Annotated in this window: 20 protein-coding genes; 7 read left to right on the top strand and 13 right to left on the bottom strand. The window is 64.7% G+C overall.

The features are described 5' to 3' along the window. Together phnL and AC2FNS_RS10480 are read left to right on the top strand one after the other, a co-directional pair. Positions 1-684 (top strand): phosphonate C-P lyase system protein PhnL, encoded by a 684-nt coding sequence (gene phnL, locus AC2FNS_RS10475; RefSeq protein ID WP_496711844.1) that lies wholly within the window; start codon positions 1-3, stop codon positions 682-684. Further along, a complete protein-coding gene (locus tag AC2FNS_RS10480; protein ID WP_496711843.1) occupies positions 681-1,229 on the top strand; it encodes a ribose 1,5-bisphosphate phosphokinase PhnN in 549 nt (182 codons plus the stop codon). The genes phnL and AC2FNS_RS10480 overlap by 4 nt, the downstream gene beginning before the upstream one ends. Here the strand turns inward: AC2FNS_RS10480 and AC2FNS_RS10485 are convergent. Next, positions 1,211-1,894: a DUF1045 domain-containing protein gene (locus tag AC2FNS_RS10485; RefSeq protein WP_496686848.1), complete on the bottom strand. Its 684-nt coding sequence runs from the start codon at positions 1,892-1,894 to the stop codon at positions 1,211-1,213. The genes AC2FNS_RS10480 and AC2FNS_RS10485 overlap by 19 nt on opposite strands. A gap of 52 nt (positions 1,895-1,946) precedes the next feature. Here AC2FNS_RS10485 and AC2FNS_RS10490 point away from each other — a divergent pair, with 52 nt between their 5' ends. Further along, entirely contained in the window at positions 1,947-3,089 is a 1,143-nt protein-coding gene (locus AC2FNS_RS10490) for an alpha-D-ribose 1-methylphosphonate 5-triphosphate diphosphatase (protein ID WP_496803839.1), read from the top strand. Here AC2FNS_RS10490 and AC2FNS_RS10495 read toward each other — a convergent pair whose 3' ends face one another. The 7 genes from AC2FNS_RS10495 to AC2FNS_RS10525 are packed head-to-tail and all read right to left on the bottom strand — an operon-like array spanning position 3,090 to position 9,589. Further along, positions 3,090-3,566 (bottom strand): class I SAM-dependent methyltransferase, encoded by a 477-nt coding sequence (locus tag AC2FNS_RS10495; RefSeq protein ID WP_496686850.1) that lies wholly within the window; start codon positions 3,564-3,566, stop codon positions 3,090-3,092. A gap of 19 nt (positions 3,567-3,585) precedes the next feature. Beyond that, positions 3,586-4,338, bottom strand: a complete 753-nt coding sequence (locus AC2FNS_RS10500) for a polysaccharide deacetylase family protein (RefSeq protein ID WP_496711842.1) — start codon at positions 4,336-4,338, stop codon at positions 3,586-3,588. Then, complete coding sequence (locus AC2FNS_RS10505) at positions 4,335-5,477, bottom strand: glycosyltransferase family protein (protein ID WP_496797720.1); 1,143 nt, start codon at positions 5,475-5,477, stop codon at positions 4,335-4,337. The genes AC2FNS_RS10500 and AC2FNS_RS10505 overlap by 4 nt, the downstream gene beginning before the upstream one ends. Beyond that, the gene (locus tag AC2FNS_RS10510) at positions 5,474-6,058 is read right to left on the bottom strand and encodes a histidine phosphatase family protein (RefSeq protein ID WP_496711840.1); all 585 of its coding nucleotides are present in this window, start codon (positions 6,056-6,058) and stop codon (positions 5,474-5,476) included. The genes AC2FNS_RS10505 and AC2FNS_RS10510 overlap by 4 nt, the downstream gene beginning before the upstream one ends. Beyond that, entirely contained in the window at positions 6,055-7,131 is a 1,077-nt protein-coding gene (locus AC2FNS_RS10515; RefSeq protein WP_496797721.1) for a glycosyltransferase family 4 protein, read from the bottom strand. Before AC2FNS_RS10515 ends, AC2FNS_RS10510 begins: the two co-directional genes overlap by 4 nt. Next, positions 7,131-8,378: a glycosyltransferase gene (locus tag AC2FNS_RS10520; protein ID WP_496711838.1), complete on the bottom strand. Its 1,248-nt coding sequence runs from the start codon at positions 8,376-8,378 to the stop codon at positions 7,131-7,133. Before AC2FNS_RS10520 ends, AC2FNS_RS10515 begins: the two co-directional genes overlap by 1 nt. Further along, positions 8,375-9,589: a glycosyltransferase family protein gene (locus tag AC2FNS_RS10525; protein ID WP_496686956.1), complete on the bottom strand. Its 1,215-nt coding sequence runs from the start codon at positions 9,587-9,589 to the stop codon at positions 8,375-8,377. Before AC2FNS_RS10525 ends, AC2FNS_RS10520 begins: the two co-directional genes overlap by 4 nt. 362 nt (positions 9,590-9,951) lie before the next feature. Between AC2FNS_RS10525 and AC2FNS_RS10530 the strand changes: the two genes are divergently transcribed. Further along, entirely contained in the window at positions 9,952-12,327 is a 2,376-nt protein-coding gene (locus AC2FNS_RS10530; protein WP_496711837.1) for a mechanosensitive ion channel domain-containing protein, read from the top strand. A 23-nt stretch (positions 12,328-12,350) separates the two neighbouring features. Here AC2FNS_RS10530 and AC2FNS_RS10535 read toward each other — a convergent pair whose 3' ends face one another. From AC2FNS_RS10535 to AC2FNS_RS10555, 5 genes are read right to left on the bottom strand one after another with little or no spacing between them, the layout of a single operon-like run. After that, complete coding sequence (locus AC2FNS_RS10535) at positions 12,351-13,700, bottom strand: CoA transferase (RefSeq protein ID WP_496797722.1); 1,350 nt, start codon at positions 13,698-13,700, stop codon at positions 12,351-12,353. Beyond that, a complete protein-coding gene (locus tag AC2FNS_RS10540; RefSeq protein ID WP_496678964.1) occupies positions 13,697-14,851 on the bottom strand; it encodes an ABC transporter permease in 1,155 nt (384 codons plus the stop codon). The genes AC2FNS_RS10535 and AC2FNS_RS10540 overlap by 4 nt, the downstream gene beginning before the upstream one ends. After that, positions 14,848-15,876 (bottom strand): ABC transporter permease, encoded by a 1,029-nt coding sequence (locus AC2FNS_RS10545; RefSeq protein WP_496678962.1) that lies wholly within the window; start codon positions 15,874-15,876, stop codon positions 14,848-14,850. Before AC2FNS_RS10545 ends, AC2FNS_RS10540 begins: the two co-directional genes overlap by 4 nt. A 13-nt stretch (positions 15,877-15,889) precedes the next feature. Beyond that, positions 15,890-17,803 carry an ABC transporter substrate-binding protein gene (locus AC2FNS_RS10550; RefSeq protein WP_496711835.1) on the bottom strand — a complete coding sequence of 638 codons (1,914 nt, stop codon included), beginning with the start codon at positions 17,801-17,803 and terminating at the stop codon, positions 15,890-15,892. Next, a complete protein-coding gene (locus tag AC2FNS_RS10555; RefSeq protein ID WP_496711834.1) occupies positions 17,796-19,568 on the bottom strand; it encodes an ABC transporter ATP-binding protein in 1,773 nt (590 codons plus the stop codon). The genes AC2FNS_RS10550 and AC2FNS_RS10555 overlap by 8 nt, the downstream gene beginning before the upstream one ends. 234 nt (positions 19,569-19,802) lie before the next feature. Here AC2FNS_RS10555 and AC2FNS_RS10560 point away from each other — a divergent pair, with 234 nt between their 5' ends. From AC2FNS_RS10560 to AC2FNS_RS10570, 3 genes are all read left to right on the top strand, one after another. Further along, on the top strand, positions 19,803-20,300 hold the full coding sequence (locus tag AC2FNS_RS10560) for a class I SAM-dependent methyltransferase (protein WP_496711833.1): 498 nt from the start codon (positions 19,803-19,805) through the stop codon (positions 20,298-20,300). Between the two features lie 92 nt (positions 20,301-20,392). Beyond that, positions 20,393-21,022 (top strand): glutathione S-transferase family protein, encoded by a 630-nt coding sequence (locus AC2FNS_RS10565; RefSeq protein WP_496686868.1) that lies wholly within the window; start codon positions 20,393-20,395, stop codon positions 21,020-21,022. A gap of 78 nt (positions 21,023-21,100) precedes the next feature. Further along, positions 21,101-22,279 (top strand): NAD(P)/FAD-dependent oxidoreductase (locus AC2FNS_RS10570; RefSeq protein WP_496803840.1); only part of this gene is annotated, 1,179 nt, incomplete at its 3' end.

Genomic DNA, 22,279 nt, shown 5'->3' on the forward strand with positions numbered 1-22,279 from the left:
ATGATCGAACTGACAGATGTGAGCAAGAGTTTCGTCCTCCACAATCTGGGCGACGCCGTGATCCCGGTGATGGCTGGCGCGTCGCTGCGGGTCGAGGCCGGAGAATGCGTGGCCCTGACCGGGGCCAGCGGGGCCGGGAAGTCCACGCTGATGCGGGTGATCTACGGTAATTACCTGGCGGCCTCGGGTCAGGTGCGGGTGGGTGGCCTGGACGTCGCACGGGCCCAACCGCGCGAGATCTTGCAACTGCGCCGCGAAACTCTGGGCTATGTCAGTCAGTTTCTGCGCGTGGTGCCGCGGGTGCCGACGCTGGACGTCGTGGCCGAGCCGTTGCTGGCGCTGGGCGTGGATCGGCAGGCCGCACGCGGGAGGGCCAGCGCACTGCTGCGCCGGCTCAACATCCCGGAACGCCTTTGGGGCCTGAGCCCGACGACCTTTTCGGGCGGCGAGCAACAGCGCGTGAACATCGCCCGTGGTTTCGTGCATGACTATCCGGCGCTGTTGCTGGACGAGCCGACCGCCAGCCTGGATGCCGAGAACCGCGAAACCGTGTTGTCGCTGATCGGCGAGGCCAAGGCGCGTGGCGCCGCCATCGTCGGCATATTCCACGACGCCGAGGCGCGCGATCGGGTCTGTGACAGGGCGGTGGATGTTTCGGGCTTCGCGCCGGAGCGGATGATATGAGTCTGGCGCCGGTCATTGCCGTGGCTGGGCCGTCTGGCGTGGGCAAGGACAGCGTGATCCAGGCGCTTCTGGACCGGGAACCGGGATATTGCCGCGTTCGGCGGGTGATCACCCGACCCATGGGCGAACAAGGCGAGGATTTCGAACGCGTGACCGAGGCGCAGTTCCATCTGCTGGCGTCCAATGGTGCCTTTGCGCTGCACTGGCCCGCGCATGGGTTGCTCTACGGAATCCCGGCCTCGATCCTGGACCAGCGGCGCGCGGCCCGTGGCATTCTGGTCAACCTGTCCCGTTCGGTCCTGCTGCCGGCGCAGGAAGTGTTCGGAGATCTGGTTGTCGTCTCGTTGACTGCCTCCCCCGAGGTTCTGGCGCGACGGCTCAGAGATCGCGGGCGGGAAAGCACGTCCGCGCAGGCCAATCGGTTGGGGCGGGCCAAGACCCCGCTGCCGGACGGTTTGCGGCGGGTGATCACCGTGGACAATTCTGGCCCGCTCGCGCGGACCGTCGATCAGATCCTGCGGCAGCTTCAGGGCGAAAGGGCATAGCGATGGATCACGTGAAACCGCCCGTCCTCGGCCTCGCCGACCAGCGCCAGATCCGCAATGTGGAACGGGGCAGGCAACAAGGGGGCAAGGTGATACTCCAGAACCGCCTGGGTTCGGCCGAGGGTGTCTTTGTCCAGCTTGCCGGACAGGGTGATGTGAAATCGAAAGGCGTCCAGCACGTAAGGATAGCCCCAGGCCGCCAGGTTGGCCTCTTGCGCGGGTGTCAGGCGGGCCGCGCGCCGGCGGGCCAGATCCGCATCGGTCAAGGGTGCCCGAAACCCGTCCAGCTCGCGGACGCAGGCCGCGGCCAGCGCGTTCAGCGCGTCGGTATCACCCAAGGGGCGCAGGGCCAGGAACCGGCCCAGCCGGGCGATTTCCAACCCGTCCAGTGTCAGCGCGCGCTGTACCGCCGCGAGGCGCGCACAGGCCGCCTCGAGTGCAGGCAGTGTCTGCCCGGCGCGCAGGCGAAAGGGCGGCTTCAACGTCGCGTGCAGGCCGTATTTGCGCGGAACCTCGGTGATGCTGGCAATATCGAGGCCATCGACCGCAGGATGCCCAACCTCGGTCCCGGTCTCGGCGTCCCAGCCCAGCCAGGCCGTTGCGAATGCGGCCCAATCCGCGCTGCGGGGGGGAACGAAATAGATCGCGTAGCGCCTGTATGTCACCTTGGCCTCCTGTTGCGTGGCCTCTTGTTAGAACAATCCGTGTGAAATTCCGATGACAGATGAACTGATCCTTGCCAATGCCGCACTGGTTCTGCCCGACGAGATCGTACGCGGCTGTGTCCGGGTCGCCGGCGGAACCATCGCCGCGGTCGATCCCGGCCCTCGGGTTCCCAGGGGCGCGATCGATTGCGAGGGAGATTTCGTCGGCCCCGGTCTGGTCGAACTGCACACCGACAATCTCGAGCGTCACATCCAGCCGCGGCCGGGCGTCGACTGGCCCCACGCCGCCGCGATCATCGCGCATGACGCCGAACTGGCCAGTACCGGAATCACCACGGTGTTCGATGCGATGCGGGTCGGGTCGATCCCGTCGGGTGCGCGGCGGTATCTGCCCTACGCGCGCGGGCTCTCGCGCGAACTGTGGGACTTACGGGCGCAGGACGCGCTGAAGATCAGCCATTTTCTACATCTGCGGGCCGAGCTCTGCTCGGAAACCCTGATCGAGGAGTTGGCCGACTTCGGCCCCGAGGACCGGGTCGGCATCGTTTCGCTGATGGATCACACGCCGGGGCAGCGCCAGTTCCGCGACCTGTCCAAGTTAGAGGCCTATCTGAAGGGCAAATACGCGATGAACGACGACATGTTTCTGCAACATGTTGCCCAATTGAAGGCCTTGCGGGACCGCAACGGAGACCGGCACGAACACGAAGTCGTGCGGGCCGCGCGTCGGTTTGGGGCGGTTCTGGCCAGCCATGACGACACCACGCCCGAGCAGGTGCGGGTGTCGGCGGGTCACGGCATTCGCCTAGCCGAGTTTCCCACCACCGTCGAGGCCGCCCGGGCCTGCCATGACCTCGGCATACAAGTGATGATGGGGGCGCCCAACGTGATCCGAGGCGGATCGCATTCCGGCAACGTGGCGGCGCGCGACCTGGCCCGACACGGATACCTGGACATCCTGTCGTCCGACTATGTGCCTTCGGCCTTGCTGTTGTCTGCCGTACAACTGGGCCGAATGTGGGGGGACATGGCGCGCGGATTGAAGACCGTGACCTTGGCCCCGGCGCGGGCCGCCGGACTGATGGATCGGGGCGCGATTGAAGCCGGAATGCGCGGCGATCTGATCCGGTTCCGGATACGGGATGCGGTGCCGGCCCTACGCGCGGTGTGGTCACGCGGGCGCCGCGTGGCTTGATCAGGCGCGATAGAAAAGATAGCGGTCGGGCGCGATGCTGTCGGGGCCGCGTATCTGTTCGAACCCCACCAGCGGCTGACCCGAGATCAGGAAGCCGCCGGGTACCATGACCCGGGCGATCAACGGGCTGAGCCGGGCGGCTTCGGCCACGTCTTCGTGCTTGATGCCGCGTCCGAAATCGTAATGCGCCAGCGCCACGCACGGGCCGCGATCGGCCAGTCTGGCCAGCATCGGCTCGGCCTCGCCCTGCAGGAAATCCTCGGCGGGGGGTGTGCTATCGGGGTGGCATTGCAGCACCCGGTCCATCACCCAGATGCGCCTTTGGGGCAGGATTTCGCGCAGATGATCATAGGTGCGGCCATTGCCCAGACCCATGTCCAGCACGTCGCCGTCCAGGCCCGCGATCTGCGCCGCAGCCCAGTTCAGCCCGTCGCGCTGGGCGGTCAGACGGCGCAGCATGGAATCCAGTCGGCTCATCGGGGTCTCCCTTGGTCGTTCAGTGCGCGGGTACTGTCCAGATGCGGACTGGACCCTGCAGCAGGTGCGTCAGCAGTGCTTCGGTGAAATCCCAGATCTGTTGATCATGGACCAGATGGTGGGTCAACACGCCAAAAGGCTCCTGGGGGTCCGCGCGGCCCAGCCGGCGGTCGCGCAGCAACACCGTGGTTCGGGCGATCAGCCCATCGGGGTCGGCTAGCCCGCGCGTGCCACGCCAATCAATCGGGTCCAGATGGGTATTCACCTGCTCAAGCTCCGGCGCCGCCAGCCTTTGAGTGCGCGGGGTTGCCGTCGACAGGAACCGATAGCCCAGTTCGGGCAGCGTCGCTGCGACTTCGGGCGCGATCCGGTTCCAGGGCGGCACGAACATCGGGCGCAGCCGGTCTCGGAACTGGTCGCGCAATTGCGCAAGGCCGCGGCGGGCATCGTCCTTGATGGCCTCAAGTGGCCGATGCAGGCGGAATTCGGCCTTCTTCTCACCGGCAGGTGCGTGGTTGTGGTGGGCCCAGCCATGAACCACCGGAATCAACTCGGGCGTCCGGGCGATCAGGGTGGCAAGATCCGGCTGGGCCGCCTGCGGAATGACGGCCAGATGAACCGCCAGGCCCAGCCGCCGCGACAGGTCCGTCAGGCGTTCGAGTTGCGGCGTCGCCGCCACGGCATCATCATCGCGCCACCACAGCGGCAATGTCTGCCCGGCCCGGGACCAGATACGCAGTTCGTCCGCCAACGGGGTCCAGTCCCAGGTCATCCGCGCGCCTCCCGCAGCTGCAGGGCGATTTCGACCGTCCGATGCGCACCGTCAAAGCCTTGCGTGGCCGGAATGCGGGGGCCCTGTTCCATGACTGCTGCGACCGAACGGGCCAAAGCGTCTCCGGTTAGCTCCGCCGAGGACAAAACGCGCATCGCCGGCAAATGGGCGAGGCTACGGGCTCGCAGGGTCTGCTCCACCTCCTTGCCGTCATCAAACGGGATCAGGACGCCCGGTGTACCCGCTTGCAACAGGTCCATTGCGGTGTTGTACCCGCACATGCTGACGGACGCCCCCGCCAGAGGCAGCATGTTGCGAAAATCCGGCCGGACCGGCTCGATCGTAATCGGCCAGCCTTGGGCCAGTGTGCGCAGTTCATCCATGCGGGTTTGAGCGTCGCCGCCGCCGACCAGCAGCCGCCAGCGGCTGTCTGGCATCTTTCGGGCGGCCTCGATGGCCGCGCGAAAGATCGGCTGCCCCACCGAACCGCCGCCAGCGCTCACCAGAACCTCGCCTGTCCCGATGCCGTCGCAATGGGGCAGCGGCGCCGGCGGTGCGACGAAACCGGTGTAGTGCAGGCGGCTTTCCAACCGCTCAGACACCGGCCAGCTGACGCTAAGGGGTGTGACTTGTGGGTCGGAATGCACCAGCACGCCGTCGAAGAATTCGGCCACGATCTCGTCGGCCCGTTCGGCCTTCGCGGGCTTGGAAGGGGGTGCCAGGATGTCGCGGATCGAACTCAGCACAACCGGTCGCGCCGGTAGGTCCTTTGCCGCCGACAGCAGGGCAAGAAACTCGGCGCTCAGGCTGCGGCGGCCGAAGGGGAACAACTCGGTAATCAGAATGTCGGGCTGACCGGTTTGCACCGCGTGCGCCAGCATTGCGGCCCGTTTCGCCAGATAGTCGGGGTCAGCGGGCTGGCCGCTTTCGGTCAGCAACCGCGTGAAATCGGTGCCGTCCGAGCGCAGCGGCGGCAGTTGAACGAGGCTCAGGCCGGCACGATCCAGTTGCGGCGCGGGCATCCCGCCCGAGACGACCGTGACCGCGTGCTCGGCCTGGGCAAAAGCCCGCCCCAGCGTCAGGGCCCGGCTGAGATGCCCGGTTCCCAACAGATGGGTGACGGCGATCATGACCTTCATGAAATGTCCTCGCGCGGGGTCAGGCTGACCGGTTCGGGTTCGGGCTGCATCCGGTCCAGATCGACAACATACAGGCGGTTGCGTTTGATACGGAATGGCGCAGGGCCGGCAAACCCCCACCCCCAGGCCCGGGCCAGAATGACGCGCATGATCCCGATATGGCAAACGGCGACCGCATCGGTTTGCAGACCGGCCAGCCAGGGCTCGAGCCGGGCCCAGAGCTCAGCCGGGCTTTCGCCGCCGGGGGGGCGGTAATCCCAGCCCCAATCCTCAATATGGCGGTAGCCGCTGTCGGGGTCGGCGATCAGGTCCCGCCCGCGCTTTCCTTCCCAGTCGCCCCAGTCCATCTCGGTCAGGGCCGGATCGGTGCGCGGCGCGCGCCCGGTGACCAATTGTGCCGTTTCGGTCGCGCGGCTCAGCGGGCTGGACCACAACTCCGCCTCGTTCCAAGGGGGCGGCAGGCGCAGGCCGGACAACTGGGCGCGGGCTTCGTCGTCCAGAGGAATGTCGCTGCGGCCCTGAATGCGTCCGGCGCGGTTCCAGGTGGTATGACCGTGTCGCAGCAGGGCCAGACGTGTCATGTGCGGTCCTCCAGCAGGGGCGCGACGCCAGCCCAGAACCGGTCCGAGGCCGCAGGCATCAGGTGGCGTTCGGCGATATGAGCGCGAGCCTTCCCGCCTTCGGTTCGTCGCAGGTCGGTATCGGCCAGAAAGTTGTAGATACGGGCGGCCAGCGCCTGCGGCCCTTCCTCCGGCTTGGGATAGCACGAGGGCGCCAGCACGTCCCGCACTCCGGGGCGATCCTGCGCCACCACCGGCACTCCGGCGGCCTGCGCCTCGAGATAGGTCATGCCATAGGCCTCGTTCACGCCAGGCCAGACCAAGAGCGCGGCGCGCGTATAGGCATCCTGCATCGCGGGGGCGTCCAATTGCCCAAGAAAGCGCACCCGCGCCGCGAAAGGGGCCATCAGGGCCTGAACCTGCGCCCGGGCCGGGCCGTCGCCGGCGATGTCCAGCGACCAGTCGCCTTGCAGCAGGGCCAGCGTCTCGGCCAGGATCGTATACGACGCCAGTTTGTCGCCGGGCCGCATCATGCCCACGGCCAGCATCGGTCCGTCGCAGCGCGACCGGGGCGGCAGATCCGTACGCGGCAGGAACGGCGGCAGCTCGATCAGCGCCTGATCGCCATACCGTTCCCGCTTCAGCGTGATAAGGTCATTCGCCGTGTGATAGAAGATCACCCGGGCCGCATCGCACGCGTCATGGGCAGCGCGGGCGAACCCGGCCCATGGCCCGGTCAGGCGCGACAGGGCGCGGGTGCTTTCAAGTTGCACGTAAGGAAGGCCGCGGGCCTTGGCCACAACCGGCCCCAGCAGATCGGGCGCCTTGTAATAGTTGTGGTAGGTTACCCAAAGCCCGGTATCGCCGGGCAGGTCGGCGATCAGCCGTTCGGCCTCGGACCGGGCGGCCCGACGCAACGCGGCCTGGACCGATGCGTCCCCCGTCTTGTCATAGATGCGCAGGCGCGAGACCAGATCGACCGGGGTTCCATTGGCCCCGATTGCGGCCATCAGGTTACGAGCCATCTGCCGGTCGCCCGACGGTATCGGACTGTCCGGCGCTTTCATCGGCGCGTAGAAGGCCACCCGCGTCATCACCCCTGATCCGCGCACAAGGCCCGCAGCCGGGCCGACAACCGTGCGATGCCGGGTTCCATGCGGAATTCGGAAATTAACCGGTCATGGGCCGCGTCGGCCATAGCCGCGGCTTTCGCGGGTTCTGCCGCCAGGGCCGAGATCGCACCCGCCAGTGCGTCAGGCTTGTCGGCGGACAGAACCCCGTGCACCCCATTTTCGATGAATTCGGGGATGGCCGAAACCGGCGTGGACAGGATCGGCAGCTTCTGAGAAGCGGCCTCCATCAACACATTGGGCAAACCATCCCGGTCGCCATCCGCCGCGATGCGGCTGGGCAGAACGAACAGGTCGGCTGCGCGCATGGCCGCGATCACCTCGGGCTGGTCGCAGGCACCCCGCCAGGTGATGCGGCCCGACAGACCCAGGGTTGTGGCCAGGTCTCGCAGGCCGTCCGACAAGGCACCGCCGCCGATATGGGTCCAGTGCCAGTCGAGCTGCGCGGGCAAAAGCGCCAGCGCCTTCAACAGACGGTCAAAGCCTTTCTTTTCGACCAGCCGGCCCACCGAGAGCATGCGGAACGGCGCGCCGACCTTTCGCAATGGGCGGTCTGGCGCGTGCGGGAATCTGGACAGGTCCAGCCCGTGATAGATCAGCTCGACCCGGGCCGGATCGTCGGCCAGCTCGCGCAGGTGGCGGGCGCCGACCGCAGTGCAGGTGGCGCCGAAGGCCGCGCCATGGGTGCCGGCCTGCAGCTTTTCGCGCTTCTCCCAGTCGGGCGAGGTCCAGATGTCCTTGGCATGGGCCGAAAAGCTCCACGGCAGACCCCGCATAATCGCGGCATAGCGCGCGACCGAGGACGGCGTATGCATGAAATGCGCATACAGTGCGCGGGTTTCGGCGGGCAGTTCGGCGGCCAGAACGCAGGCCTGACCGAACCGGCGGATGCGGTTGTGCGTGGGGTCGCGCCGCAGATCCTGCCGCCACTGCCGATAGGCGCGGTCGTATCCCGGCAAGGCTTGCGCGGCCCGGCGCCCCGCCCAGACCCGTTCGGGTTCTTCGAACAGGTATTCCGGCAGGTAATGGACCGTGCCGGCGAACCGGTCGTGCAGCGGGTGGCGCTTGGTGTCTGTCGGGTGGCGCAGCGACCAGATGTCGAAGTCGTGGCCCGCCTCTTGCAGGGCAACCAGTTCCTGGGCGATGAACGTCTCGGACAGGCGTGGCCAGCCCTTGACCAACACCGCCAGCCTAGGCGCGGTTCTGCTCATCCGGTGGCGCGCTCCCGTTCCTGCGACAGCAGGGCATCGACGCGGCCGGTAACATAGTCGAGCCCGTCCAGCAGGCCGGCGCGGATCGCCTGCGACGGCAGTGGCTGGTTCGGCAGGTTGCGGATGGCAGCAATCATCGCCTGTGGCGTCAACCCATCGCGGGTTTCGTCCAGCATGCGGACGAGGCCCAGGTCTTCGGCGCGCGAGGCGCGGATCCATTGTTCCAGTCGCGGCGTGGTGCGCGGCACGATCACGGCACGTTTGTCAAACGACAACACCTCACAGAAGGTGTTGTAGCCGCCCATGCACACAACTCCCGCCGCACCCGCGAACAGGGTCTCGATCTGCGATTCGAACCCCACCGCGGTCACCCGCCCGTTCAGGGCCGCGACACGGGCTTCGAACTCGTCGCGCAATTCGCCCGACAGGAAGGGGCCATAGACCAGAACGGCGCGCGGCGACAGGTCCGGGTCCTGCTCGTAAGCCGACAGCACAAGGTTGACCATGGCCTTGCCATCCCCGCCGCCACCGGGCGTGATCAGGATGTACGGCTGTTCCGGCGGAGTGCCGACCGGGCCCAGGTCGCGGCGCAGATAGCCGGTCCAGTGAATGCGGGCCTGGGTCGCGGGGCTGAGCGGCAGGCCCCGGGTCGGGTCATAGACCGAACGCAGACCATAGACCCAGATTTCGTGGTAGAATTTTTCGGTGGCGGTAACCGCATCCTTGCGGGCCCATTCGGCGGCCAGAACTTCGGGTTCATCGAGCACGTCGCGCAGGCCCAGAACCAGCTTGGCATGGCCGGTTTCGTGCAACTGCTCGAGCGTCGGCAGCAGTTCGCCACGGAACCCAGTGGGCTCTTTGTCGACGATCAGAACATCGGGGGCGAACTGGCGCACGGCGGTCTGGATCAGGCCTGACCGCAATTCGGTCACTTCGTCGATCCCCATGCCGATGGTCTGCGCCGCATAGGAGCCATCCGCGCGTTTGGTCACGCCGGGCAGGCGCACATGGTCGACGCGTCGTGGAAAGGTGAACCGACCGGCGACCGGGGATCCGGTCAGGATCAGCGCCGAGGCCTGCGCGTTGGCCTGCGTGATCGCGGACGCCAGCGCGCGTGATCGTCTGAGGTGGCCCAGACCGAACGTGTCGTGGCTGTAGAACAGGATGCGCGGCGCGCGGCCGGTTATTTGGTCTTTTGTGCCTAGGCCCATGCCTTCGCCCGTTTCATTGGTCTCGGTGCATTTTCCGCGCGTTCGCACCTGATAGCGTATCTTTTCCGGGTCCGCTTGCCAAAGGCGCTGTTTCAGCGCCGCAAATGCGTCAGGCATTGCGATTCGGCAACAGCCCTAGGGCATCTGCCGACGTGGACCCGAAACGGGTTTGCTGGCGCGGGATCGCCGGTCTCGGATGTGTTACTCGGAAATCAGGCATTTGAAAATATGCCGGCCGTCAGGAATGTTGGAAAAAACACGCCACTACACGTTGTCGGGAAATCCCGGCCGGACGGTTTGAACAGGGCCGCGCGCGCCTGTAGGCTGCCGGACAGCCGATATTAAACTGGGTGCCAAGCCTTATGAATCTGACAATTCTTGTCCGCGTGATGTGCCTGTGTTGGGCGGTGATGGTCGCAGGTGCGGTGCAGGCGCCGGCCCAGACCTCGCTGATTCCGGGGTATCCGACAGGGTCGGACGACCAGGTCGGGACGAGCAGCGACTCGGATATTGCCGCCGCCATACGCGCGGCGACCGAGGCAGGGGCCAGCGTAATCGTGATTGACAGTGCCGGAAAGGTGGTGCCCTCGGGTGCCGGGTCCACCGCTCGGGCTGAGGACGCGCCGCATGATCCGATGTCGGAAAGCTCGCAGTTGATGAAGGCGCAGGAGCGCGTTGCCAAATTCAGCGAGGCCGTCCGTTCGCGGTTCGAGGCGTTGCCCTATTCGATCTTCGAGGTGCGATACATTCTGGAACAGACCAGCCCCGATGGTCGGATCATGACCTATGTCGAGGTTCTGGGCTGGAACATCCTGTTCCTGCTGCTGGGTCGGTGGCTGTCGATCGAGCTGTACGGCAAGCGTTTTGCCCGACGGTGGGTCGTCGCCCGGATCAAGGAAAACCCGCAAGGGTATCGAGAAAAGATGCCATTCCTCGTGTTCCGGTTCCTGATGGGAATCGGGGCCACCGTCTTTGCCATGTTGATGGCGCTGTTGGTGGGCTATCTGTTCTTCGGCCAGTCTGAGGACGTCTCGATCCAGTTCACGGTGACCGCCATCTTCACGGCCTTTTTCCTGTCGCGTACGGTTTCGGACCTGTGGCGCATGGTGCTGTCACCGTATCTCAGTCAATATCGCCTGCCGCCGTTTTCGGACCGGGACGCCAAGCGGCTTTACATCTGGGCCTCAGCGCTGGCGACTTACGACATCACCGCGGTTCTGTTTTCGACTTGGGTGGCGGATTTTGGCCTCAACTACAACGTTTATGCCATGGTATATGGCAGCCTGACCCTGATCGGGCTGGTCGGAAACATCCTGATGATCCTGTTCAACGCGCGGGCGATCTCGAACGCGATCCGGGGCGGGCGCAGGCCGGATCAGGTGTCGTGGCTGCTGCGCTTCGTATCCTTCGGCTGGGCTCCGGTGCTGATCGTCTACCTGGTGTTCAGTTGGTTCAAGTTGGCGGTGGATCTGGTTCTCGAAACCGAGGATTCGATTCCGATCGTGGCCAGCAGCTATCTGATCTTCATGTCCGTGGTCATCGCCTACGGGGCCATGAACTATGTTCTGGAACGGTATTTCGACCGCAATCGCCAGATCGAAGCGATAAACGCCGAGGCAGACACGGATGACGAGGCGCGCGAGACTTCGGAAACGCCCGAGGCCGAGCAGCGGCGCCACACGATGGTCACCTACGAGGATCTGGCCCGGCGGGTGGCCGGCATTCTGGCCTTCGTGGTCGGCATCTATGCGCTGGTGGTCATCTGGAATCCCGAAGCCAGTTGGAGCGAGGATCTGCCCGTCGGGCGCGCGCTGGACGTGATGGTGATCCTGTTCATCGGGTATATCCTGTTCCATTTCTTCCGGATCTGGATCGATATGAAAATCGCCGAAGAAGTCGAGGATGGTGGCGGTCAGGCCGAATTGGGCGACGAGGGCGGCGAAGCCAGCCAGAGCCGGTTGGCAACACTGCTTCCGCTGTTCCGCGGCGCCATTCTGGCCATCGTGGTGGTCTCGATCGGGTTGATCGCCCTGATGGAGGTTGGCATCAATGTCAGCCCGCTGTTTGCCGGCGCCGGTGTCGTCGGCCTGGCGGTGGGCTTTGGGGCGCAGACGCTGGTGCGGGATATCTTTTCGGGCGCGTTCTTTCTGTTGGACGATGCGTTCCGCAAGGGCGAATATGTCGATATCGGCGACGTGAAGGGGACGGTCGAAAAGATCTCGGTCCGGTCGATGCAGCTGCGCCACCATCTGGGGGCGCTGAACACCATACCCTTCGGCGAGATCAAGGTGCTGACCAACTATTCCCGCGACTGGGTCATCATGAAGCTTCCTCTGCGGGTGACCTATGACACCGATGTCGAAAAGGTGCGCAAGCTGATCAAGAAGCTGGGGCAGGAATTGCTGAGCGATCCGGTGATCGGCGACAATTTCATCCAGCCTCTCAAATCGCAGGGCGTGATCGAGATGCAGGATTCCGCGATGATCATCCGGGTCAAGTTCATGACCAAGCCGGGCGATCAATGGCTGGTGCGCAAGCGGGTCTATCAGGAGATCAGGGAACTGTTTGCGCGCGAAGGCATCCAGTTCGCCCACCGTGAAGTGACTGTGCGACTGGCCGACGGCAAGGAGGCCGGCGACCTGACGCCGCAGCAGCGCGAGGCGGTGACCGGTGCGGTTCAGGCCGCGATCGACGAAGACTATCTGGACGATATCGGGCCGGGCGGCGATGACCGCTGACCGAGCGGCGGTGGCGCGTGGGGTCAGGACGGCTCCCACACGGGGGAGGAGGTGCCCAGCCGGGACGCGTGCAGGGGCCAGTGCATGCCGGCCGGCCCGACGTTCAGTGCGGGCTTCAGACGATGACCCGGCCCCCACCCCGATTGCTCGGTGTCGTGGGCATAGTCCGCAGGGGTCGGCTTGGTGATGTCTTCGGTGGTCTCGGTCTTGGCGAGGCTGGCCAGAAGCTCGGCCGTGCGGGCCAGCGACAGCCGGGCATCCATGACGGAACGGCCCAAGGTGGCCTCGGTCAGGGCCGAGAGGACGGCGGCGGCCATCAGGTAGCCGGTCGCGTGGTCCAAAGCCTGAACCGGCAGCGGGGTCGGCTTTTCGGCCTTGGCCCACAGACGGCCGGCATCGGCGATGCCTGCGCTCATCTGTACCAAGCTGTCGAATCCGCGCCGAGCCGCCCAAGGCCCCTGCCAGCCATAGGCGTCCAGCGTGACCTCGATGCGGTTGGGTGCAATCTCGTCGCGTTTGGCCTTGTCGAGGCCCAGTGCGTCCAGCGCCCCTGGGCGATAGCCGTGCACGAACACATCGGCTTGGGCCAACAGCTCCTGCAGTCGGTCCATTCCTGCCGGCGATTTCAAATCCAGATAGGCACAGCGCTTGCCCAGTGAAATGTCGGGGATCACCCCGGGCTCGTCCCAGTCCGGAGGGTCGATTCGCAACACCTGCGCCCCGAAACCCGCCAGTGTCCGGGTCGAGACTGGCCCGGCCAGAACGCGGGTCAGGTCCAACACCCGCAGCCCCGACAAGGGGCGGGCAGCGGTTGCCCGGGGCCGGTCGCGCAGCGTGATCCGGCGCGGACCGTGCCAGCCGATCAAGGGGTCGCGGGCGACGGCGCGGCCTTGCGGGTGGTCCAGCCACTCGGTGCGGCTGCGCATGGCTGCCGCAACGCCGCCTTCGGCCACGATCCGGGTCTCCAGATCCGAGATCGACCAGTTGCGGGTGGCCTGCGTCACCGCAGTGCGGTCGGCCAGGGTGTCCAGCACCCTGAGCGCGGCCGCCCGATGGTGGGGCAGGTTGGTGTGCAACCGGATCCAGCCGTCGGCAGCCTGATAGTCGCCGGCGATCGGATCCCAGAGGTTCGGCATTTCCCACCCGTCGGGCTTTAAGGAATACCCGAACCAGAGGGACGCCAGACGACGATCGACCGACACGGCCGGCGTCGCTGCGGCAAGGTTGGCCGCCTGCATGAACCGGGCAAGTTCGAACCCGACGGCGGCGAAACTGGCGGTGGCCAGGTCCGAGACGGCAAAGGCGCTTGGCAGCGCACCGGACCCGCTGACCCGATAGGCCCCGGCCGGCGGAAGCGCCGCCAGCAGGCTCATTGCTGATAGGGGTCCAGACTGTCGCGCAGCCCGTCACCCAGGAAATTGAAAGCCAGCACCACCACGATGATCGGCAGCATCGGGATGGCGGTCCAAGGGTAGATCTCGATCGAGGCGAGGTTCTGCGCGTCGTTCAGCATCACGCCCCAGCTGACCGCCGGTGCCCGCAGGCCGAGGCCCAGGAAGCTGAGCGCCGTTTCCCCCAGGATCATGGCCGGTATCGACAGCGTGGCCGAGGCAATCAGATGCGACATGAAGTTGGGCAGCAGATGCTTGCGGATCACCCGGCCGGAACTGGCGCCCATCATCTCGGCAGCGCGGACATATTCCTCTTCGCGCAGCGACAGGAATTTGGCGCGCACGGAACGGGCCAGGCCGGGCCAGTCGAGGATGCCGAGGATGATCGAGATGATGAAGAACACAGCCACCGGTGACCAGTTCGACGGCACTGCCGCCGACAGCGCCAGCCACAGGGGCAGTTCGGGCAGCGACCGCAGGATCTCGATCACGCGGTTGATGACCCAGTCGATCCGCCCGCCGAAATAGCCGGCCAGTGATCCGAACAGGATACCCAGGAAGAACGAGACCGAAATGCCGATCAGGCCCACCGTCAGCGACAGCTGCGCGCCGTAGAGGATGCGGCTGAACACGTCGCGGCCCAGCCGGTCGGACCCCCACAGGAACAGGGTCGTGCCCTCGGGCGGGCAGAACAGGTGCGTGTTGGAAGGGATCAACCCAGCCAGTTTGTATTCCGAACCCTCGCAGAAGAACCGGATCTTGCGCGGGTCGTCCGTGTCGGTCACGAATTTCCACTGGAAGGTCTCAAGATCGGCCTCGGCCACGGTCGGATAGACGAAGGGCCCGATGAACTCTCCGTCGTGAAACCAGTTCACCGATTGAGGCGGGGCGTACAGGTGCTCTCCGTTGCGGTCATTCGGCCCGTAGGGCGCAATGAACCCGGCAAAGGGCAGCATCAGGTAGCACAACAGCAGGAAGATGCCCGAGATCAGGCCCAGCCTGTGCGTCTTGAACTTGCGCCAGACCAGCACCCAGTTGGGAGCGTCTAGGTCCTTGCGCTCCAGCTCCTGCAGGGCGGCCTGCGGGTCGAACGGGGCGTCATCGACATAGCGGCCATCGGGAAGTCTACTCATGCCTCACGCCCCTCGTAGCGGATGCGCGGGTCAAGCATGACCAGCAGGATGTCGGAAATCATGGTGCCGATCAGGGTCAGCAGGGCCACGAACATCAGGATGAAGGCCGACAGGAACTGATCCTGTGTTTTAAGCGCCGTCAGCAGAGTGGGGCCGATGGTCTGCAAACCCAGCACCACCGACACCAGAACCGAGCCCGACACCATCGAGGGCAGCAGGTTGCCGATATCGGCCACGAAGGGGTTGAATGCCACGCGCAGCGGGTATTTCGTCAGCATCCGCGACGGCGCCATCCCCTTGGCGATGGCGGTTTCGACATAGGGCTTGCCCAGTTCGTCCAGCATGTTGGCACGCAGGCGCTGCATCATCGCCGAGGCGCCCGAGGTACCGATCACGAAGGTGGGTACGATCAGATGCACCAGGATCGACTTCATCTTGTCCCAGCTCATCGGCTGGCCTTCGTAGATCGGGTCCATCAACCCGCCGATGGGCAGGTTGAAATAGCGGTGGCCGTAGTAGAACAGGATCAGCGCCAGCAGAAAGTTGGGTGTGGCCAGCCCCAGATAGCCCACGAAAGCGGTCGTGTAATCGACCCAGGTCCGGGATTTGGCCGCCGCCATCACGCCCAACGGCAGGGCCACGGCATAGACGAACAGGATGGCCGCCAGGTTGACCACGACCGTCAGCCACAGCGTGTCGCCCACGATCTCGGCCACGGGGCGGTCGAATTCGAAAGACCAGCCATAGTTGCCCTGCAGCAGCCCCTCGAACCCGTGGGGGCCGGGGATAAACCCCATCCAAATCAGGTATTGTTGCCACATCGGCCGGTCCAGCGCATATTCCTTGCGCAGGAACTCGGCCTTGGCCACGCCCGCCGACTGCCCCGAGGCCTGCAATTCCGCGATCTGGTTGCTGAGATAGTCGCCGGGCGGCAGGTTGATGATCACGAAGATCATCACCGACACCACCAGAAGCGTCAGCAGCATCGTGAAAAAGCGATACACCGCATAGCGGAGCATGATCATCGGTCAGCCCTCGTCAGTCCGCCAAGAAGAATTCGTCGGGCCGGTGCACTCCGAAATGTGCGCCGGGTTCCCATGCCCACATGGCTTGTTCCGGCACGTTGCGCAGGCGGTTGGATAACACGATCGGTTGCGGCGCTCCGTTCAGGATGCCGATGGCATAGACCTGTTCGGCGTGGATTTTGAGCATGGCTTCCCAAGCCGCGCGGCGCTGGTCGTCGTCGGTGGCGACCTGCCAGTCATGGGCCAGTTCCAGAAGGCGCTGCGCCTCGGGCAGATCGGGCGGCTCGCCGGAACCGCCGCCGGTTTGATAGTGCTGACCCCATTTCGGCCAGGACAGAAACACCTGGTCGGTGGGCGCCACATACAGCGGCGAAGTATAGACCTGCGGAATACCGTTGTCCCATCCGTACCAGACCGACGCCATCGTGTTTCCGGCAAACACCCGGTTGCGCAGAATGTCCCGGTCAAGCGGGCGCATCACCAGCTTGACGCCAATCTCGCGCCAGGTGTCGGTGACGATCTGCAGCGCGTTCTCGACTTCTTGCCTTTCGCCGGCGGTTTCGATCACCAACTCCATCGAGCGGCCGTCGGGCAGCAGACGGATGCCGTTCCTGTCCCGCTTGTCCAAGCCGGCTTCGTCCAGCAGGGCATTGGCCTGGTCGACATCGAACTGCGCCCAGGCCTGCGCGTTCTCCTCACTGTAGAAGGGCGAGGCCGGCAGGACCGACATGGCCGCCGGATGCGCCAGTTTGAAATACAGGGCCTGATTGATGGTCTGCCGGTCGATCGCCAGCGACAGCGCCCGGCGGACGCGCACATCGCGCAGCACATTGCGCCAGACCTCGTCTTCATAGTTCAGATTGGGATATATCGCGATCTGCGAGGCGACACCGGTCTTCCACAGCAAGGTCTTGTAGTTGCCCTGCGCCTCGCCCTTTTTCAGGATCGAGGCATCGCGGAAGTCAAGCCCGCGGCCCTGCAGATCGGTCTCGCCGGCATTGGCCTTGGCGGCGACCAGGCCGGGCGCGACGATCTCCATCTCGACCACGTCGATATAGGGCAGTTGCACGCCCTTGGCGTCGATGCGGTGATAGTAGGGATTGCGTACGAAATTGTGCCGGATCTTCTTGCCCGAGCTGGCATTCAACCAAGGCTGAAGAGTCGGCAGTTCGTGGTTGTCGTACTTGTAGAGGTTGTCCAGCTTGTTGTGCAGCGCGGCCCAGCTTTTGACGCGGGCATCGTCAACCTGGAATGCAAGCTCTTCCTTGTCGGCGTATTTCTCGTGATAGCGTTTTAGGAATTCGGCCGGCCGATAGATGAAGGGCGGGCGCGCCTGCGCCAGCGACTGAAGGAAGTTCGGGTTGGGATCTTCCCATTCATAGATCACGGTCGTTTCATCGGGAAACGAGACCTTGGGAAACTTGCCCTCGATCCGCAGGAAATCGGGTGGGCCCGAGGGGCTGAGCAATTCGTTGTTGGCGACGTCCTCCCACCAGTACCGGAAATCTTCCGACGTGAAGGGCTCGCCGTTGGACCATTTGTGGCCTTTGCGCAGATGCAGCGTGAACTTGCGGTTATCCTCGTTCTCGTAGCTGGCCAACAGGTCGGGAACCAGGTTGTAATCGGCATCATAGCCCACCAGCCGCGCATAGCCATAGACGACCATCTGGCGGATGTCCTTGGACCGGGTGACCATGGTGCGCAGGGTGCCCCCCTGTTTGCCAAAGGCGCGGCCCTTGGCCTCCAGATCCACGATCAGCGGCTCTTGCGGGATACGGTCCTGTATCGGTGGCAGGTTCCCGGCATCGACCTCGGTTTTCCAGAATGTGCTTTCCTGCAGATCGGGCGGGGTGTCAGCCTGTGCGGCAAGCCCGAAGGCAGAGGCCAGAACGGTGGCCAGCGTCAGTAATCGAGGGGTCTTAAACATGGCAACGTACCTTATGGCCGGGCTCCATCTCTACCAGTGAAGGTATCACGGAGTCCGAGAAACGAAAGGCGTCATCCCAACTGTCCGGTGATCCGGCGCCTAGGGCGACGAGCTTCAGGTCGATAGGGCGGTTGATGTCGGGCTCGGGCTGGGCCGCGATCAGCGCCTTTGTGTAGGGGTGGCGGGGATTGTAGAACAGCGTCTCGGGCGGGGCCTGTTCGACCACCAGCCCCTGCCGCATCACGGCGACCTCGTCCGCGATTCGGGCCACCACTGCCAGGTCGTGCGAGATGAAGAAATAGGACAGGTTCAGGCTGTCCTGCAGTTCCTCAAGTAGTGTCAGGATCTGTTCCTGCACCGAAACATCCAGCGCCGAGGTCGGTTCGTCGCAGATGATCAGCGTGGGGTCCAACATCATCGCGCGGGCAATCGACAGTCGCTGGCGCTGGCCACCGGAAAAGGCATGCGGATAGCGTTTCAACATGTCGGCGTTCAGCCCGACGCGCTTGAGCATCTCGGCCGCCTTTTCGCGTTGCTCCGCCGAGGTGCCGATCCCGTGAATCTCGAGCGGTTCGGTCATCGCGTCTTGAATGCGCATCCGCGGGCTGAGCGAGCTGTAAGGGTCCTGAAACACCATCTGCGCCTTGCGCTGGAACACGGTACGTTCGGCGCGCGTCATCTGATGCACCTGGATCGGATCGTCCTGCGGCGTAGCGCGAAACAGAACCTCGCCGCCGGGATCGGGCAGTTCTGCGCCCAACGCGATGCGCGCGGCTGTGGTCTTGCCCGACCCGCTTTCGCCGACCACGGCCAGCGTTTTGCCCCTTGCCAGCTTCAGGTCGATGCCACGACAGGCGTGGATCAGCTTGTCGGCCTTCCACCCGCGGCCCGCCCGCATCGCGTAGGTCTTGGAAACGCCCTTCATCTCGAGGATCAGATCCTCGTCCGGCATGGGGATGCCCACGGCGTCCTCGTCTGGGATTTCCGGCGCGGCCTCGAACAATTGCTGCGTGTAGGGATGCGCCGGTTCGCTCAGGATCAGCGCGGCGGGACCCGCCTCCATCACGCGGCCCTTGTGCATCACGACCACCTGTTCGGCCATGTTGGCCACCACGCCCAGGTCATGCGTCACAAGGATCAGCGCCATCCCGGTTTCCCGCTGCAGGTCCTTGATCAGCCCCAAAACCTGCGCCTGCGTCGTCACGTCCAGCGCGGTGGTGGGCTCGTCGGCGATCAGCAGGTCGGGCTTGGCCACCATGGCCATGGCAATCATCGCCCGCTGTCGCATCCCGCCCGACATTTCAAAAGGATACGAGTCATAGGCCCGCACGGGATCGGGAAAGCCGACACGTTCGAACTGTTTCAGCACTTCCTTGCGGGCCTCGGATTCCGAGGCCCCGCGATGCAGCCACAAGACTTCGCTGACCTGGTTGCCGATCTTGTGCAGCGGCGACAGCGACCGCATCGGCTCTTGAAAGATCATCGAGATCCGGTTCCCCCGGATGTCGCGCATCCTGCGCTCGCCGAGCGTGGCAAGATCAAGCTGATCCTGCCCGGTGCCGAAGGTGATCGTGCCCTTCCGTATCTGCGCCGCGCGGGGCAGGATACGCAGCACCGCCCGGCATGATATGGTCTTGCCCGACCCGGACTCTCCGACCAAAGCCAGCGTTTGTCCGGCCTCGACATCGAAGCTCACATCTTTGACGACGGAGTCTCCGTCCCCGAAACCGATGCTCAGGTCTCGGACAGACAGCAAGGCCGTCATGCGGAGGTTCCGCCCGTTTGGCCGCCGGTGGGCATGGCTTTGATCAACTCCCTGTTTTTTGGACGCAGTTTCGCGCGCCCGGGGGCAACTAGTCAAACACCTTCTTGGGGGAAAACGTCGCGGACTCGCGTCCCTTGGTGCATTGTCCCTACACAAAGCCTTGAGTTTTTGTCATCCAAGGCCCGACCGGTCCGCGCCAACGGGCCTGCAAAGGTATCACGGAGAGATCAGATCGTGCCACATCAACAAAGCCGCTTGGACCTGTTCATCGACCGCATGGTTTCGCAGCGGGCCTGCCTGGATGCCGCCATCGCCCAGACGTCCGGCATGGCCGGTCCGGTGTTCGAACTGGGGCTGGGCAACGGGCGGACCTATCATCACATGATCCAGCGCATCCAGGATCGTCCGGTCTATGTGTTCGAGCGCGCGGTGGCCTCGCACCCGGATTCAACCCCGTCCGAAGATCGTCTGATCCTGGGCGACGTGCGCGAGACGCTGCCCGCCGCGCTGGATCGGTTCGGCGCAACCGCCAGCCTGATTCACGCCGATCTGGGCGGCCACAACAGGGAAAAGAACGATGCCTTCGCCCGCTTCGTGTCGCCGCTGATAGAACCACTACTGGCCGAAGGCGGTTTGATGGTCTCGAGCGACCGGATGTATTTCGAAACGCTGACGGAACAGCCCCTCCCCGAAGGCGCGGTTCCGGGTCGCTGCTTCATCTACCGGCGCTGAGCGGCGTTCCGCAGGGTCACTTTGCGCAGGGACTCGATCCCGGCACGGCGGGCGGTCTAACCTTCGCGTGACGTTCACGCAAAGGACCGCCCATGCTGTTTTACGATTGCTCTACCGCTCCGAACCCGCGCCGCGCCCGCATGTTCATCGCCGAAAAAGGGCTGCAGATCGAAACCCGCGACATCTCGATCGCCAAGGGCGAGCAACTGAGCGAGGCGTTTCGCAAGGTGAACCCCCGCGCCACCATTCCGGTGCTGGTTACCGACGAGGGCGCCGTTCTGACCGAGAACCTCGGTATCGCCGCCTATCTCGAGGCGCGCTTCCCCGAGCCCCCTTTGATGGGGCGGACACCGGACGAGAAAGGGCTGGTGCTGATGTGGAACGCGATCGTCGAACAACAGGGCGGGGCGCCCATCGCCGACGCGCTGCGCAACACGCATCCGGCCTTCAAGGACCGCGCCATTCCCGGCCCGCAGAACCACGCGCAGATCCCTGAACTGGCCGAACGCGGCATCGCGCGCGTCGGGGCGTTCTTCGACCTGCTAGAAGAACGCTTGCAAGACAGCCCCTTCATCGCGGGCGAGGCGTTCTCGCTGGCCGATATCTCGACCTTCGTTTTCGTGGATTTCGCCCGTGTCATCAAGATGCGCATCCCCGAGGGCAACACGGCAACCCGAGCCTGGTTCGACAGCGTGCAGGCGCGGCCCAGCGCCAGTGCCTGACAGCACTGTACAGAAATGTCTAGACAGAAGTGAACAGTGCCCCTAGCGTCCTTTTGGAATCGTCCAGGGGAGGTCGGGATGAAATCGCAGTATCGCGTTGTGGTCATCGGGGGTGGCGTCGTCGGCGCCTCGGTTCTGTATCATCTGGCCAAGTTCGGTTGGTCGGATGTGGTCATGTTGGAACGACGGCGTCTGGCGTCGGGGTCGTCATGGCATGCGGCGGGGGGCATCCACGCGCTGAACGCCGATCCGAACATGGCGGCTCTGCAGGCCTACACGATCGACCTTCTGAGCGAGATCGAGAAGGAATCAGGTCAGAATATCGGCCTGCACATGACCGGTGGTCTGACGTTGGCCGGAACCCCCGAACGGTGGGAGTGGTTGCAGGCGAATTACCGCATCTTCCAGTCCATCGGCATAGACGATTGCGAATTGCTGAGCCCGGAAGAGGCGCAGAAACGCTGCCCGATCATGTCCACCGACGGCATTCTGGGCGCGATGTGGGCCGACCGCGAAGGCTATATTGATACCACGGGCACCGTTCAGGCCTATGCTACCGCAGCCAAAAAGCGCGGGGCAGAATACTATGAGGAAACCAAGGTTGAGGAACTGATCCAGACCGCCGATGGCTGGCAGGTGGTGACCGACCGGGGCACGATCACCTGCGAACATGTGGTCAACGCTGCCGGCCTGTGGGCAAAGCAGGTGGGGCGCATGGCAGGGGTCGAGCTGCCGGTCTCTCCGCTGAAACACCACTATCTGATCACCGACACGGTGCCCGAGGTCGCTGCGGCCGATTTCGAGATGCCGATGACCGTGGATCTGGAGGGCTTCACCTACATGCGGCAGGACCAGAAGGGCGTTCTGGTTGGCATCTACGAGGTCGATCACGAGCACTGGGCCATGGACGGCGCGCCATGGAACTATGGCGAGGAGCTGTTCCAGGAGCAGCTGGACCGCATCGAGAACGAACTGATGCTAGGCTTTCAGCGCTACCCGGCGATCCAGAATGTGGGCATCAAGACATGGGTGAACGGTGCGTTCACCTTCTCGCCGGACGGCAACCCTCTGGTCGGTCCGGTGCCGGGCAAGCGCGGCTATTGGACTGCCTGCGCGGTGATGGCCGGGTTCCTGCAGGGCGGCGGCGTCGGCAAGACGCTGGCCGAATGGATGATCCATGGCGAGCCCGAGGCCGACGCCTGGCCGATGGATGTGGCGCGCTATGGCGACTTTGCCCAGAACAAGCGCTACATCCGC

Source organism: Ruegeria sp. BHSA191 (assembly GCF_059613325.1).

Excerpts from the sequence above, each read along its gene's own strand:
- phnL (WP_496711844.1), top strand. The coding sequence starts at position 1 with ATGATCGAACTGACAGATGTGAGCAAGAGTTTCGTCCTCCACAATCTG.
- AC2FNS_RS10480 (WP_496711843.1), top strand. The coding sequence starts at position 681 with ATGAGTCTGGCGCCGGTCATTGCCGTGGCTGGGCCGTCTGGCGTGGGC.
- AC2FNS_RS10490 (WP_496803839.1), top strand. The coding sequence starts at position 1,947 with ATGACAGATGAACTGATCCTTGCCAATGCCGCACTGGTTCTGCCCGAC.
- AC2FNS_RS10495 (WP_496686850.1), bottom strand. The coding sequence starts at position 3,566 with ATGAGCCGACTGGATTCCATGCTGCGCCGTCTGACCGCCCAGCGCGAC.
- AC2FNS_RS10500 (WP_496711842.1), bottom strand. The coding sequence starts at position 4,338 with ATGACCTGGGACTGGACCCCGTTGGCGGACGAACTGCGTATCTGGTCC.
- AC2FNS_RS10505 (WP_496797720.1), bottom strand. The coding sequence starts at position 5,477 with ATGAAGGTCATGATCGCCGTCACCCATCTGTTGGGAACCGGGCATCTC.
- AC2FNS_RS10510 (WP_496711840.1), bottom strand. The coding sequence starts at position 6,058 with ATGACACGTCTGGCCCTGCTGCGACACGGTCATACCACCTGGAACCGC.
- AC2FNS_RS10515 (WP_496797721.1), bottom strand. The coding sequence starts at position 7,131 with ATGACGCGGGTGGCCTTCTACGCGCCGATGAAAGCGCCGGACAGTCCG.
- AC2FNS_RS10520 (WP_496711838.1), bottom strand. The coding sequence starts at position 8,378 with ATGAGCAGAACCGCGCCTAGGCTGGCGGTGTTGGTCAAGGGCTGGCCA.
- AC2FNS_RS10525 (WP_496686956.1), bottom strand. The coding sequence starts at position 9,589 with ATGGGCCTAGGCACAAAAGACCAAATAACCGGCCGCGCGCCGCGCATC.
- AC2FNS_RS10530 (WP_496711837.1), top strand. The coding sequence starts at position 9,952 with ATGAATCTGACAATTCTTGTCCGCGTGATGTGCCTGTGTTGGGCGGTG.
- AC2FNS_RS10535 (WP_496797722.1), bottom strand. The coding sequence starts at position 13,700 with ATGAGCCTGCTGGCGGCGCTTCCGCCGGCCGGGGCCTATCGGGTCAGC.
- AC2FNS_RS10540 (WP_496678964.1), bottom strand. The coding sequence starts at position 14,851 with ATGAGTAGACTTCCCGATGGCCGCTATGTCGATGACGCCCCGTTCGAC.
- AC2FNS_RS10545 (WP_496678962.1), bottom strand. The coding sequence starts at position 15,876 with ATGATCATGCTCCGCTATGCGGTGTATCGCTTTTTCACGATGCTGCTG.
- AC2FNS_RS10550 (WP_496711835.1), bottom strand. The coding sequence starts at position 17,803 with ATGTTTAAGACCCCTCGATTACTGACGCTGGCCACCGTTCTGGCCTCT.
- AC2FNS_RS10555 (WP_496711834.1), bottom strand. The coding sequence starts at position 19,568 with ATGACGGCCTTGCTGTCTGTCCGAGACCTGAGCATCGGTTTCGGGGAC.
- AC2FNS_RS10565 (WP_496686868.1), top strand. The coding sequence starts at position 20,393 with ATGCTGTTTTACGATTGCTCTACCGCTCCGAACCCGCGCCGCGCCCGC.